This is a genomic window from Ruegeria sp. HKCCA4633 (genome assembly GCF_013034605.1).
Classification (GTDB): domain Bacteria; phylum Pseudomonadota; class Alphaproteobacteria; order Rhodobacterales; family Rhodobacteraceae; genus Ruegeria.
On the sequence record NZ_WQGJ01000009.1, the window covers coordinates 86,000 to 99,657 of the forward strand.

The window sequence follows — 13,658 nt, forward strand, 5'->3', positions numbered from 1 at the left end:
TCATGGCCAGAGCATTCGCGTCCCAGGGGGACATGTCGGAGAAAAAGATCAGCTTCACCGAGGTGGGCGAAGGGCTCTATGCCTTTACGGCCGAAGGCGACCCGAACTCGGGCGTCATCATCGGCGATGACAGCGTGATGATTGTCGAGGCGCAGGCGACACCGCGTCTGGCCAACAAGGTGATCGAGTGCGTTCGATCAGTTACAGACAAGCCGATCACGCATGTGGCCCTGACCCACTACCACGCTGTACGCGTTCTGGGCGCAAGCGCGTTTGGCGCTCAGCAAATCCTGATGTCAGACATGGCGCGCGCCATGGTCGTGGAACGCGGGCAAGAGGATTGGGACAGCGAGTTCCAACGCTTCCCACGTTTGTTCGAAGGGCATGAAAGCATCCCCGGTCTGACCTGGCCCACCACCACGTTCAGCGACACAATGACCGTCTATCTGGGAAACCGTCGCGTTGACCTGATGCATCTGGGCCGAGCCCACACTGCCGGGGACATCGTAATTCATGTGCCAGATCAGAACGTGATGTTCACAGGCGACATAGTTGAATATCACTCGGCCTGCTATTGTGGTGACGGGCATTTCAGCGACTGGGGTGACACGCTGGATGCGATCAAATGGTTCGACGTGGATGCAATTGCACCAGGTCGCGGCGACGCGCTGGTTGGTAAGGACATGGTCAATGCGGCCATTGAAAACACCCGCGATTTCGTCAGCAGCACCTACCGCCCGGCCGCCAAGGTGGCTGCACGCGGCGGCAGCCTGAAGGAAGCCTGGGACGCCGTACGCGCCGAGTGTGATCCGAAATTCGCTGACTACGCAATCTACGAACACTGCCTGCCCTTCAACGTCGCCCGCGCCTATGACGAGGCACGCGGCATCGACACACCCCGCATCTGGACCGCCCAGCGCGACCTTGAGATGTGGGAAGCCTTGCAGGGCTAAGGAAAAACGGCTCGGTTTGATCCAGATCGTTTTACGCGTCTGGATAAAATGAAACCATAAGCCAAGGCCTCCGGCGCCTGTCGCCGGGGGCAGGACATGCCGCACATTGGTGCATCTGCTTGGGGGAGCCCATGAACAAGATCTTTGAAACGCCGCTTTACGGCTATGAACGCAGCCCGGACCAAGACAGCCCCACGCCCGTCAGGCACAAGGTCATCGTGATTGGTGCCGGTCCGGTTGGATTGGCCGCCGCGATTGATCTGACCCAACAAGGTGTCGAGGTTGTGGTTCTGGACGAGAATGACAAGGTCAGCTTCGGCAGTCGCGCCATCTGTTTTTCTCAACGTACTTTGGAAATTGCCGACCGCCTGGGATGTGGACGCCACTTGGTCGACAAAGGCGTCATGTGGGATCGTGGCAAGGTCTACTTTGATGATCGTCAGGTCTATGACTTCAACCTGCAACCGGATGAAGGCTATGCCAACCCCGCCTTCATCAACCTGCAGCAATACCACTTTGAAAACTACTTTGTAGAACGTGTACGCGAGCTGCAGGCAGAAGGCGCACCAATTGAAATTCGTGGCCGCAACAGGGTCGAGGCCATTGGCACGCACGAAGATCACGTTCGACTTGAGGTCGAAACCCCCGAAGGTCCCTATACGATTGAGGCCGAGTGGCTGATCGCCTGTGACGGAGCAACCTCTCCCACCCGCCGGATGCTGGGTATCGATTTCGAAGGGCGCGTGTTCGAAGACAACTTCCTGATCGCTGATGTAATCATGGACGCCGATTTCCCATCGGAACGCTGGTTCTGGTTCGACCCACCGTTCAATCGGGGACAATCTGCGCTGCTCCATAAACAGCCTGACAACGTCTGGCGCATCGATCTGCAACTGGGGTGGGATATCGACAAAGAACGCGAAAAGCGCCCCGAGAATGTGATCCCCCGCCTAACGGCGATGCTGGGCGACGACGTGGATTTTCAGCTGGAATGGGTCTCGATTTATACCTTCCAGTGTCGCCGCATGGAAAGCTTCCGCAAGGGGCGTGTTCTGTTTGCGGGCGACAGTGCGCATCAGGTCAGCCCCTTTGGCGCACGCGGGGCAAATTCGGGCCTGCAAGATACCGACAATCTGTGCTGGAAACTGAAGCTTGTGCTCGACGGCAAAGCGCCTGAAAGCCTGCTGGACAGCTACAACGCGGAACGTGTGTACGGGGCAGACGAAAATATCCAGAAATCCAGCCGGTCCACCGATTTCATCACGCCAAAATCCGAGATGTCGCGGGTTCTGCGCGATGCGGTTCTGGATCTAAGCGAAAAGTATGAATTTGCCCGACCACTGGTGAATTCCGGGCGCTTGAGCCAACCCTGCACCTATGACGGGTCTTCGTTGAACTCGGCCGATGCGCTGAACGGCCCAGCCTGCACACGCCCGGGGTCGGCCTGCCCGGATGCCCCGCTGGGCGATGAATTCCTGCTGCCCAAGCTGGCGGGCAAATTTACCTTGCTGACCATTGATGCCGATGCCCCAGACACTCTGGAAGAGGATGGGATTGAGGTCACTCGGCTGGCGTTGTCGGTCAAAGACGATCTGACGCTGGCTCTCAAACGTCGTTACTTGGGTGATGCAACCAGCGCTGTGTATCTGATCCGCCCGGATCAGCACGTGGCCGCTCGGCGGGACAGCTTTGAAGAAAACAGTTTCCGTCATGCGATCCGCAGAGCTTGCGGTAAGGAGTAAGCGCAATGTCAGACTTGATCCTAACCCCCAATTTCGACAACGCCGACGACTTTTACGCCACCCTTTTGGCGGCGCATGAAGGGCTTGAGAAAGCCGACAGCGACGCGCTGAACGCCCGACTGGTGTTGGTACTTGCCAATCACATCGGAGACGGCACCGTTCTGTCTGATGCCATCCGCGCCGCTGCTTTGTCCAACGATTGACAGGATCCCGTGTGAGCGAAGTTGTCCTCTTTGACTATTGGCGGTCTTCGGCCAGTTATCGGGTGCGGATCGCCCTGAACTTGGCCGGGATCGACTATGACTCGGTTATTGTCGATCTGGTAGGCGGCGAACACAAGAGCACTGAGCATTTGTTACGCAATCCGCAAGGGTTTGTGCCAGTTCTGGAAATTGACGGGCTGCGATTGACGCAATCGTTGGCCATCCTTGAATATCTGGATCAAACCCGAGGTCTTGGCCTTTTGCCATCCGACCCGGTGCAGAAGGCAAAAGCTCAGGCGTTGGCATATGCGATTGCAGTCGATATTCATCCGGTCTGCAACCTCTCGGTTGCGCGACATGCGACCTCGCTCAGCACTGACGCCGACGACATGCCCGGAGATTGGATGCGGCACTTCATCCGGCCCGGCTTGCAAGCCTTTGAGACCATGTTGGGCACGTTTGAACAGGCCCCTTATTGCGTCGGTTCGCAGCCTGGCCTCGCTGACCTCTGCCTGATCCCTCAACTCTACAACGCACGCCGCTGGCAGGTGGACCTGTCGGACATGCCACGTGTTCTGGAGGTTGAAACAGCCTGCGCTAGTCATCCGGCCTTTGTTGCAGCGCACCCTGACGCGCACGCCCCCCAATAACACTGCACAAGCACTGTGTGCTTGTGCGCCTAGTCGTTTTTCCTGTTTGACCTTAGCTTGGATACACCAAAGCTATGAGGTCACCATGCCTGAGATCACCGGCTACCACGCCCATGTCTATTTCGATGCCGACACACAAGCGACGGCACAACAGGTCTGTGAAGAGGCCGCACGCCTATTCCCGGTTCAGATGGGGCGTATGCATGCCCGCAACGTCGGCCCCCACCCACGCTGGAGTTGCCAGTTGGGCTTTGACGCCGATGCATTTGATCAAGTCATGCCATGGCTGATGTTGAACCGGCAGGGCCTGACCGTGTTCACCCACCCCGAAACCGGTAATCATCTGGAAGATCACCGTGATCGCGCGCTCTGGATGGGTGAGATGCTGGATCTGGACCTGTCGATCTTCGACAGGCTTTAACCTAACGCCCGCGCCTGATCCCGCAGGACGAATTTCTGCACCTTGCCGGTTGATGTCTTCGGCAGGGTGCCGAAAACCACGGTCTTTGGTGCTTTGAAATGGGCCATGTTGTCTCGGCAGAAGGCAATTAGGTCTGCCTCTGTAGCGGTGGCATCCGGTTTCAGCTCGACAAACGCACAAGGCGTTTCGCCCCATTTCTCATCCGGTCGCGCGACCACAGCCGCCTCCATTACCGCCGGATGTTTGTAGAGGATACCCTCGACCTCGACGGACGAGATATTCTCGCCACCCGAAATGATGATGTCCTTGGATCGATCCTTGAGTGCGACATAGCCGTCAGGGTGCATGACGCCCAAGTCACCGGACGCAAACCATCCGCCTTTAAAGGCCCCGTCCGTGGCGTCTTGGTTCTTTAGATACCCTTTCATCACCACGTTACCCTGCATGAAAATCTCACCCATGGTTTCACCATCCGCCGGAACAGGTTCCATGGTATCGGGATCAGCCACCATCAGGCCAGACAGCGCCGTGTACCGCACACCCTGGCGTACTTTCAGAGCGGCGCGGTCTTCGGGGCCTTTTTCATTCCATTCGTCTTTCCAGGCACACACGACCGAAGGCCCATACGTTTCGGTCAGGCCATAGACATGCGTGACCTCGACGCCCATCGCCTCCATCGCTTCGATCACAGCTGCAGGCGGCGGTGCACCCGCCGTCATCACCTTGATCTGATGATCAAAGTCTTTCAGCTCATCCGGCGCATGGGCGAGCATGTTCAAAACGATGGGCGCCCCGCAGAAATGCGTGACTTTCTCATCGCGGAAAGCCGCATAGATCGGCTCGGCCCGTACGGCACGCAGACAGACCGACACGCCTGCATTGGCGGCCATGGCCCAAGGGAAACACCAGCCATTGCAATGAAACATCGGAAGGGTCCACAGATAAACTGAATGCTTGGGCATATCCCAATCCAGCAGATCCGACTGCGCATTCAGCGTGGCACCTCGGTGATGATAAACGACACCTTTCGGATTGCCTGTAGTACCCGAAGTGTAGTTCAGCGTGATTGCGTCCCATTCATCCTCGGGCAGAGACCAGCTGAATTCCGGGTCGCCTTCGTTCAGAAGGGCATCGTAGGTCAGGTTGCCCAGCTTTTCACCACCTTCAAAGCCGGGGTCTTCGATGTCTATGATCAGAATGTCATGGTCGACCTGCTTTAACGCTTCTTTCACGACGCCCGAAAACTCTGGATCGACCAGCAGCGCCTTAGCCTCGGCGTGGTTCAAAATGAAGGCAACAATCGGCGCATCCAGGCGCGTGTTGATGGCGTTCAGAACAGCTCCGGCCATTGGAACGCCGAAATGCGCTTCATACATCTCGGGGATGTTCGCTGCGATTATGGAAACGGTATCGCCTTTTCCTATCCCGCGCGCGCTCAACGCGCCCGCCAAACGTCGACACCGGGCATAGGTTTCAGCCCAAGTATACCTGCGTTCACCATACACCACCGAAGGATAATCTGGGTAAACCTGCGCCGTCCGGTCCAAGAAGGTCAGCGGTGACAAGGGTGTGTAGTTTGCCCGGCATTTATCCAAATGACGCTCGTAGATGTTTGTGGCTGTCATCTGCTCATCCTCCCAAATCGCAGTACGCGCGACTTGAACATAAACTTGGTGGCCTGACAAATCCGTAGTAATACGGTGTGCACCCATTCTGGTAATACGGGATGGTGTTATCTGGCCCTACTTACAAAGGGCCTTTCGCGGTGATTTGGAGCATCTTAAACACATGCAGGGGTCTCGCTTGACCATCGACCCCAGAAGCGCATCTCAGTGAAAGGACTTGTCATGGACGGCACGTTCAACGAAAACGATCTTTCCCGCGTGGTCGAAGCCGACCGCGCCCATATCTGGCACCACCTGCTGCAGCATAAACCCTTTGAAACCAATGACCCGCGTATCATTGTCGAAGGCAAAGGTATGCGCGTCTGGGATCAGAAGGGCAAGGAACACCTGGATGCTGTTTCGGGTGGCGTCTGGACTGTGAACGTCGGCTATGGCCGCGAATCAATCTGTAAGGCAGTCTATGACCAGTTGATGAAACTGTGCTATTTCGCCAATACCGCAGGTTCGATCCCCGGCTCCATCTTTGCGGAAAAGCTGATCGAAAAGATGCCCGGCATGAGCCGCGTCTACTACACCAACTCGGGATCCGAAGCGAACGAGAAGGCGTTCAAGATGGTGCGCCAGATCGCGCACAAGAAATACGGCGGCAAGAAAACCAAGATCCTGTATCGCGACCGCGACTATCACGGCTCGACGCTGGCGACCATGTCGGCGGGTGGTCAGGACGAGCGTACCGCGCAATACGGTCCCTTCGCACCTGATTTTGTACGCGTGCCGCACTGCATGGAATATCGCAAGCATGAACTCGACGGTGCACCCGTCGAAAACTTCGGCGAATGGGCAGCAGACCAGATCGAAGAAGTCATCCTGCGCGAAGGCCCTGACACCGTTGGCGCCCTGTGCCTTGAGCCCGTTACCGCCGGTGGTGGTGTGATCGAAGCGCCTGAAGGGTATTGGCAGCGCGTGCAGGAGATCTGCAAAAAGTACGACGTGCTGCTGCATATCGACGAAGTTGTTTGCGGCGTAGGCCGGACTGGGACATGGTTCGGGTACCAGCAGTATGGCATCAAGCCTGACTTCGTAACCATGGCCAAGGGCGTTGCATCGGGCTATGCCGCTATTGCTGTGATGGTCACGACCGAGGAAGTCTTTGACATGTTCAAAGACGACGCGTCGGACCCGATGGGCTATTTCCGCGATATCTCGACCTTTGGCGGTTGCACCGCCGGTCCGGCAGCGGCGATTGAGAATATGCGCATCATCGAAGACGAGAACCTGTTGGGCAACTGCACCGACATGGGCAACCGCATGTTCGACAACCTGCAAGCGCTGATGGAAAAGCACAAGGTTATCGGCGACGTGCGCGGCAAGGGCCTGTTCCTGGGGGCCGAACTGGTCACCGACCGTACGACCAAAGACCCGATGGATGAAAAGCGGGTTCAGGCCGTTGTCGCCGATTGTATGGCGCAAGGCGTGATCATCGGTGCCACCAACCGCTCGATCCCCAGCCGTAACAACACGCTGTGCTTCTCGCCCGCACTGATCGCAACGGCGGATGACATCGACCAGATCACTGACGCCGTTGACGGCGCGTTGGGGCGTGTTTTCGGGTAAGCTGACCAAATATTAAAAAAAGAAAAACCGGCACATCGAGTGTCGGTTTTTTTGTGAATGGTCGAAGTGCGGACAAAGCGGTCATTTTCTTGCGCCGAATCTTGTCATCCGTATGCTCATATTCACGACTGAACAAACGGAGCATTCTCCTAAATGAAGTTTTTCTCCCGCAGATATTTCTGGTCACTCTCAATGGCTTTGGTTTCGTTGACGACTGTACCAAGCCCTTCATTCGCACAAGTTTCGGAGAGTGTAACATCTCAAGTCATCTATGTTCCCTCCTACTCGCGAGTTTTCACGCAGGAAGGGCGCAGCGAACCGCTCGCGTCTACCCTCGTTGTGCACAACATTAGTCTTCAATCAGAGATCAAAGTTGAGCGCGTCGAATATTACGACAGAGCGGGGCAGCTTCTGGAAACCCTCATAAATGAGCCCGTTCAGCTGATGCCATTTGGGTCAATGAATGCGCTTGTACCTATTGGTAGCGTCGGAGACGGCATCGGCGCGAATTTCGTAGTCACATGGTCGGCAGAAGTTCCGGTGTCACCCCCTATCGTAGAAGCAATCATGGTCGGTGGAAGCGGCACTCAAGGGATCTCGTTTACAAGCCGAGGTCAAGTGTTGTCACAAGAACCGTAACACCGACCACTACTTTGCTTCTATGTGACCAGCTCGACCATTAAGCTAATACCTAAGCAACAGTGACTGGTTCTTTGCCACTGCGACTGGAGCTAAGTTTGGGCTCAAAGCCGACATTCTCTACGTTCAAAAAAGGCCGCTCCAATCGGGACGGCCTTGAACTCGCAATCTCTCGAAAGAGGATCAGGCAGTCAGAGCGGCCAGCGTTTGGGCCACTCTCTGCTTTGCATTTTGCCCAAAGCGGTTCGTCAATGCCTCAGGCTGTTCCTGCTATTTCAACATGACGCTGTTCCAGCTCGATTTGCCTCTGCACCGCCACAGGATCAAGATCGATTTCAGCGGGAGTGTCGATGCCAAAATGGCCGAAATTGTCTTCGCCGCGTACCAGCATTGCCGTATCGAGATCATGTTTGGTCTGACGTACATGCGCCGCAAGATACTGGATATTCAGCCCAATTCGGCGATCCTTGCTTTTGTTCGGCATCGAGGCATGTAGCGTCCAACCATGGTGAAAACTCGCCTCGCCCGGACGCAGCGGACAAAGCTTGGCTTGGCTCTCATCAACTCCAAGAACAGTCTGCCCCTGCAAAAGAACGTTATCGTCGTCTTCCGTTGTTTCATGGCTCATCACACCGTTCGCATGACTTCCCGGGAGCATTCGCATGCAACCGCTTTCCTCGTCCGCTGGCGACAAGGCGAGCCAAGCGGATACCTGGTCGTCATGACTCAGGCCCCAATAAGTCAGATCCTGATGCCAACTGACATGCGAGGTCGAGCCAGGTTCTTTGATGATATAGGTAACATTGTACAAAAGAATGTCGGGCCCGATCAGCGCTTCGATGAGATCAAGCATCAGAGGGTGCGTAGCAAGCTTGTAGGGCGAAGTTAAGATTGTGTGTGCTTTGGACTTGTAATGCATGGACGCACCCAGTTGGCTCTCGGCCCATTCCAGTCCGGCCCGGTGTTCTTGCGCTTCGACTTCAGTCAGGATCGGAACACCACCTACATAACCGTCCCGATTGTAAGCGTTCGCCCAAGTTCTTACCCTTTGGTCTACTCCCATAGTCGCCTCCCACGAAATGACTAAGCAATCGTTAGTGGAAAAACATGACCTGCCAAGCCTGTTTCGGCTCTGGTTTGCGTCGGCGCCAATGAAAATTGAAACATACCGTACCGAATGCGCGCTTGGAGCTTTTCGACCCATGATGCAAAAAAGCCGCCCCAACCGGGACGGCTTTTCTTTCACTGTCTCTTTTCAGAGGATCAGGCGGTCAGAGCGGCCTGAGCTTTGGCGACGATCGCGCCGAACGCTTCCGGTTCGTGCACGGCCAGGTCGGCCAGAACTTTGCGGTCCACTTCGATACCGGCCAGGTTCAGGCCGTTGATGAAGCGGGAATATGTCAGTGCTTCGTCATGCGAACGGACAGCAGCGTTGATACGCTGGATCCACAGCGCGCGGAAGTTGCGCTTGCGGTTCTTACGGTCGCGGGTTGCGTACTGGTTGGCCTTGTCGACGGCCTGACGGGCAACCTTGAAGGTGCTCTTGCGGCGGCCATAGTAACCTTTGGCAGCCTTGATGACCTTCTTGTGACGGGCGTGAGTTACGGTTCCACCTTTAACGCGGGACATCTCTTAATCTCCTCTTAGCGGTCGTAGGGCATGTAGCCCTTGACGATCTTGGCGTCGGGGGCGGACAGTGTGGTGGTGCCACGGGCGTCGCGGATGAATTTCTTGGTCCGCTTGATCATGCCGTGCCGCTTACCGGCCTGGCCTGCCATGACCTTACCGGTCGCAGTCACCTTGAAGCGCTTTTTAGCGCTCGATTTGGTCTTCATCTTAGGCATTTCCGTCTCCTTTTTCGGGTTCGGTTTCAAACGCGACTCGGCATGCCATCTCGGCCGGTCACGCGATCAGACGCGCCATTTACGCAAGTTCCGTCATACTGGCAAGGGGGATTCGACCAGAATCTGCGCTTTGTGCGCGGCTGGTCTGGCACCGGGGCGACATTGGCCGCCCCGGTGGATTGGATCAATGCTCGAACTTGCGGATTTCTCCGCTTTTCAACCGCTCAGCATAAGACGCCAGTTCCTGACGCACGACTTTCATCAGGAAGTAAAGCGCAAAGACGTTCACCACAGCCATCGCAAAGATCGCCGCATCCGAGAAGTCGATGACCGGGCCCAGATTGGCCGCCGCACCGATGACAACGAAGATGCAGAAGATGATCTTGAACACCAGCTCTTTGGTGTGACCTTCGCCGAACAGGTAAGTCCAGGCTTTGAGGCCGTAGTAGGACCAGCTGATCATGGTCGAGAAGGCAAACAGAACCACGGCAATCGCCAGGATGAAGGGGAACCAGCTGAACGCGCTACCGAAGGCGGCGGAGGTCAGGCTGACGCCGGAGTTGCCATCAACGGTGGCAATGGCGTTACCCGCCTCGTTCAGCATGTAGTTGCCCGTCGCCGGGTCAACGATGAGCTGCTGCGTGATGATGATCACCAGCGCCGTCATGGTACAGATCACAACGGTGTCGATGAATGGCTCCAGCAGTGAAACGAACCCTTCGGTGATCGGTTCCTTGGTCCGAACAGCCGAGTGGGCGATGGCAGCCGAGCCCACACCCGCTTCGTTCGAAAACGCAGCACGGCGGAAGCCCTGGATCAGCGCACCGACCATACCGCCCGCAACGCCAAGGCCGGTGAAAGCGCCCGCAAAGATCTGGCCAAAGGCCCATCCGATCTGATCAGCGTGCATGATGATGATGACCAGCGCTGCCAGCACATACATCACGCCCATGAACGGTACGACCTTCTCAGTCACACGCGCGATCGACTTCAGACCACCTACGATTACTGCAAAGACGATGGCCGCAAAGACCAGACCAGTGATCCAACCGGGGTAATCCCCCACGATTCCTGCAATCTGTTGATGTGCCTGATTGGCCTGGAACATATTGCCCCCGCCCAGCGCGCCAAGAATACAGAAGATCGAGAACAGAACCGCGAGGATTTTACCACCGGGCAACCCAAGTTCAGCAAAGCCCTTGGACATATAGTACATCGGACCGCCCGAGACGGTGCCGTCCTCGTATTCGTTGCGGTATTTCACGCCCAGCGTACATTCGGTGAATTTCGACGCCATGCCCAACAGGCCCGCGACAATCATCCAGAACGTCGCTCCCGGCCCGCCGATTCCGATGGCAACCGCCACACCGGCAATATTACCAAGGCCAACCGTTCCGGACAGCGCCGTGGCCAGAGCTTGAAAGTGGCTAACCTCACCGGCGTCATTTGGATCGGAATAGTCGCCTTTGACAAGGCTGATCGAGTGTCCAAAGAAGCGGAACTGCACAAACGCAAAATAAAGCGTAAAGACAGTGGCCGCGATCACCAGCCAGCCGACGATCCACGGAAAACCGGTTCCCGGGAAGGGTGCAAAAATAAAGCTGACAAAGGGCCCGGTTGCATCTGCAAAGGCTTGATTGATCTTATCATCCAGGCCCGGCGCCTCTTGCGCCGAAGCTGCAGTGGCCATGAAGGCGGCAAGCGCCGCAAGGTACAGGTGTTGTAGCGTTTTCATTCTTCTGCCCACCTCAATTTACAACTGTAACCGGAACATCGGCATGCATCACAAGGTTCTGTGTTGAACTGCCGAAGATACGTTTCTTGATGCCGTCCGCTGAAGCCCGGCCCACAACAATCTGAGAGGCTTCGTTTTCAACGGTGATGGCGTTCAACGTTTCCGCCACATCGCCATGGCGCACAACGCCCTGCGCCGCGAAACCAGCTGCCTTGAGGGCGTCAACGGCGGGCGTCACAATACGTGACGTCGCCAACTCGACCTCTTCCTCACGCCGCTTGTGGCGCTGTGCGTTTTCTTCCGGTGTCTGGAATGTATAAGGGGACCATTCAATCACATATGCGACCAGCAATTCACATGATCCGATCAGCTTTGCCAGGTCCGTGGCAAAGGCAATCGCGCGCTCACCGGTCTCTGTCCCGTCGAGTCCTATGACAATCTTTGTTGTCATCTTGTTCCTCCTTTTTTGTTGTTTGGTCCGGGGCCCGTGCCCCCGGCAGGGCAGCCGGAACTTGGAACTTTGGCTGAGACTGCCCCTAGGTCATTTATCAGGAAATTCTACCCACGAATGAAGACCATTGTGCCAAATTCGCCCATACCGGTCAAATTTCTCTTATAAATCAAGTTTTTCACCCGTCGCACAACAGGAAAACGGCAGCTTAAACAGCAGCCGTTTCCTTAGTTCTGATGTCGACTTGGGCCCGAACTACTCGGGATCGGTGCTGTAAATCAGGCGTTCGTCACAGGGGGCGACTCGTAGAATGTTGGTGGTGCCGGGAACATTAAACGGCACACCCGCCGTGACCACAATCTGATCCGCCTCGGATGCAAATCCACCGGCCCGCGCAGCGCGGGCTGCGTTCACCACAGCGCCCTTAAACCGTTGCAGTTCAGGTGTCATCACACAGTTGCAGCCCCAGCTCAGACACAACCGCCGGGCGGTTCCCCGTTGCGAGGTCATGGCGATGATCGGCACGCCCGGACGTTCACGCGCCGTCAGCGAGGCTGTTGTGCCGCTTTGGGTGAAACAGCAGATGGCCTTGATGTCGGTCTTTTCCGCAATCTCGCGCGCGGCAGCGACGATACCATCGGCCACGGTGCTGCCCTTGGCCGTCCGGGATGCCGCGATAATCTGGGTGTAAGTCGGGTCTGCCTCGACCTCGATAGCGACCTTGTTCATGGTTTGCACGGCTTCGACCGGATAGGCCCCCGCCGCCGATTCCGCGCTAAGCATGATGGCGTCCGTGCCTTCATAGATCGCCGTCGCCACATCCGATACCTCGGCGCGGGTTGGCATCGGGCTTTCGATCATGCTTTCCAACATCTGGGTCGCCACGATCACCGGTTTGGCCGCGCCACGGCACCTGCGGACCAGCCGTTTCTGGATCGGCGGCACAGCAGAGACCGGCAGCTCCACGCCGAGATCACCCCGCGCCACCATGATCCCATCTGACGCATCGAGAATATCGTCAAACGCCTCAACCGCAGCGGGCTTTTCAATCTTTGACAGGATCGCAGCACGACCGTCAGCCAGAGACCGGGCCTCGAACACATCCTTGGCACGCTGTACGAAGCTCAGCGCCAGCCAGTCGACACCCAGCTGACAGACAAACTCCAGATCGTCCCGGTCCTTGGCCGACAACGCTGCCAGCGGCAGCACAACATCCGGGACATTCACGCCCTTTCGGTTTGAGATGGTGCCGCCAACTTCGACCGTGCAGTTGGCGAAATCCTGACCGCAGTCCTGAACCGTCAGGCGGATCTTGCCATCATTCACCAACAGGCGCGCACCCGGCTCAAGCGCCGCAAAAATCTCGGGGTGCGGCAGGCATACTCTGTTTATGTCTCCGGCGGCGGGATCAAGATCAAGGCGGAAGGCCGCGCCTTCCTCCAACTCTTCCGCCTCGTTTGCAAAGACGCCAACGCGCAGCTTTGGCCCCTGAAGGTCAGCCAGAATGGCAATCGGGCTGTCCAGATCCTTTTCGACCTGCCGAATAATCTTGTGCCGCTCGCGGATCTCATCATGGCTGCCGTGACTCATGTTCAGTCGAAACACATCGGCCCCGGCCTCATGCAAGGCGCGAATAGTATCGTAGTCACTAGACGCCGGTCCCAGCGTCGCCACGATTTTTACATTTCTCAGGCGTCGCATTGGTCTTGATCTCCTTACGTCGTCTTACTTGCAGATTAGGGTGCAGCAAAATGTTACCGCAAACATTGGCTGAGTGCTTA

Annotated in this window: 14 protein-coding genes; 7 read left to right on the forward strand and 7 right to left on the reverse strand. The window is 56.6% G+C overall.

Features of this window, described 5'->3' with window-relative positions:
- Positions 1 to 2: 2 nt before the first annotated feature.
- From GOV85_RS18515 to GOV85_RS18535, 5 genes are all read left to right on the forward strand, one after another.
- The gene (locus GOV85_RS18515) at positions 3 to 953 is read left to right on the forward strand and encodes an MBL fold metallo-hydrolase (RefSeq protein ID WP_171180902.1); all 951 of its coding nucleotides are present in this window, start codon (positions 3 to 5) and stop codon (positions 951 to 953) included.
- A 131-nt stretch (positions 954 to 1,084) separates the two neighbouring features.
- Complete coding sequence (locus GOV85_RS18520) at positions 1,085 to 2,695, forward strand: FAD-dependent oxidoreductase (RefSeq protein ID WP_171180904.1); 1,611 nt, start codon at positions 1,085 to 1,087, stop codon at positions 2,693 to 2,695.
- Between the two features lie 5 nt (positions 2,696 to 2,700).
- Entirely contained in the window at positions 2,701 to 2,898 is a 198-nt protein-coding gene (locus GOV85_RS18525) for a DUF2783 domain-containing protein (protein WP_171180906.1), read from the forward strand.
- Between the two features lie 11 nt (positions 2,899 to 2,909).
- Positions 2,910 to 3,548, forward strand: a complete 639-nt coding sequence (gene maiA, locus GOV85_RS18530) for a maleylacetoacetate isomerase (protein WP_171180909.1) — start codon at positions 2,910 to 2,912, stop codon at positions 3,546 to 3,548.
- A gap of 85 nt (positions 3,549 to 3,633) precedes the next feature.
- Positions 3,634 to 3,969 (forward strand): DOPA 4,5-dioxygenase family protein, encoded by a 336-nt coding sequence (locus GOV85_RS18535; RefSeq protein ID WP_171180910.1) that lies wholly within the window; start codon positions 3,634 to 3,636, stop codon positions 3,967 to 3,969.
- Here the strand turns inward: GOV85_RS18535 and GOV85_RS18540 are convergent.
- Positions 3,966 to 5,594: an acyl-CoA synthetase gene (locus tag GOV85_RS18540; protein ID WP_171180912.1), complete on the reverse strand. Its 1,629-nt coding sequence runs from the start codon at positions 5,592 to 5,594 to the stop codon at positions 3,966 to 3,968. The genes GOV85_RS18535 and GOV85_RS18540 overlap by 4 nt on opposite strands.
- A gap of 222 nt (positions 5,595 to 5,816) precedes the next feature.
- Between GOV85_RS18540 and GOV85_RS18545 the strand changes: the two genes are divergently transcribed.
- On the forward strand, positions 5,817 to 7,208 hold the full coding sequence (locus GOV85_RS18545; protein ID WP_171180983.1) for an aspartate aminotransferase family protein: 1,392 nt from the start codon (positions 5,817 to 5,819) through the stop codon (positions 7,206 to 7,208).
- A 153-nt stretch (positions 7,209 to 7,361) separates the two neighbouring features.
- A complete protein-coding gene (locus tag GOV85_RS18550) occupies positions 7,362 to 7,847 on the forward strand; it encodes a DUF3124 domain-containing protein (RefSeq protein ID WP_171180915.1) in 486 nt (161 codons plus the stop codon).
- 256 nt (positions 7,848 to 8,103) lie between these two features.
- On the opposite strand, the gene GOV85_RS18555 is transcribed toward GOV85_RS18550, so the two are convergent.
- From GOV85_RS18555 to pyk, 6 genes are all read right to left on the reverse strand, one after another.
- Positions 8,104 to 8,910: a phytanoyl-CoA dioxygenase family protein gene (locus GOV85_RS18555; protein ID WP_171180917.1), complete on the reverse strand. Its 807-nt coding sequence runs from the start codon at positions 8,908 to 8,910 to the stop codon at positions 8,104 to 8,106.
- A gap of 200 nt (positions 8,911 to 9,110) precedes the next feature.
- Positions 9,111 to 9,476, reverse strand: a complete 366-nt coding sequence (rplT, locus tag GOV85_RS18560; protein ID WP_152457001.1) for a 50S ribosomal protein L20 — start codon at positions 9,474 to 9,476, stop codon at positions 9,111 to 9,113.
- A 14-nt stretch (positions 9,477 to 9,490) separates the two neighbouring features.
- Complete coding sequence (gene rpmI, locus GOV85_RS18565) at positions 9,491 to 9,691, reverse strand: 50S ribosomal protein L35 (protein ID WP_005981143.1); 201 nt, start codon at positions 9,689 to 9,691, stop codon at positions 9,491 to 9,493.
- 184 nt (positions 9,692 to 9,875) lie between these two features.
- Positions 9,876 to 11,426, reverse strand: coding sequence for a sodium:alanine symporter family protein (locus GOV85_RS18570; protein ID WP_171180919.1), 1,551 nt, complete (start codon positions 11,424 to 11,426; stop codon positions 9,876 to 9,878).
- Positions 11,427 to 11,439: 13 nt separating this feature from the next.
- Positions 11,440 to 11,877: a universal stress protein gene (locus tag GOV85_RS18575; RefSeq protein ID WP_171180921.1), complete on the reverse strand. Its 438-nt coding sequence runs from the start codon at positions 11,875 to 11,877 to the stop codon at positions 11,440 to 11,442.
- A 255-nt stretch (positions 11,878 to 12,132) separates the two neighbouring features.
- Positions 12,133 to 13,578 carry a pyruvate kinase gene (gene pyk / locus GOV85_RS18580; protein ID WP_171180923.1) on the reverse strand — a complete coding sequence of 482 codons (1,446 nt, stop codon included), beginning with the start codon at positions 13,576 to 13,578 and terminating at the stop codon, positions 12,133 to 12,135.
- Between the last annotated feature and the right edge of the window lie 80 nt (positions 13,579 to 13,658).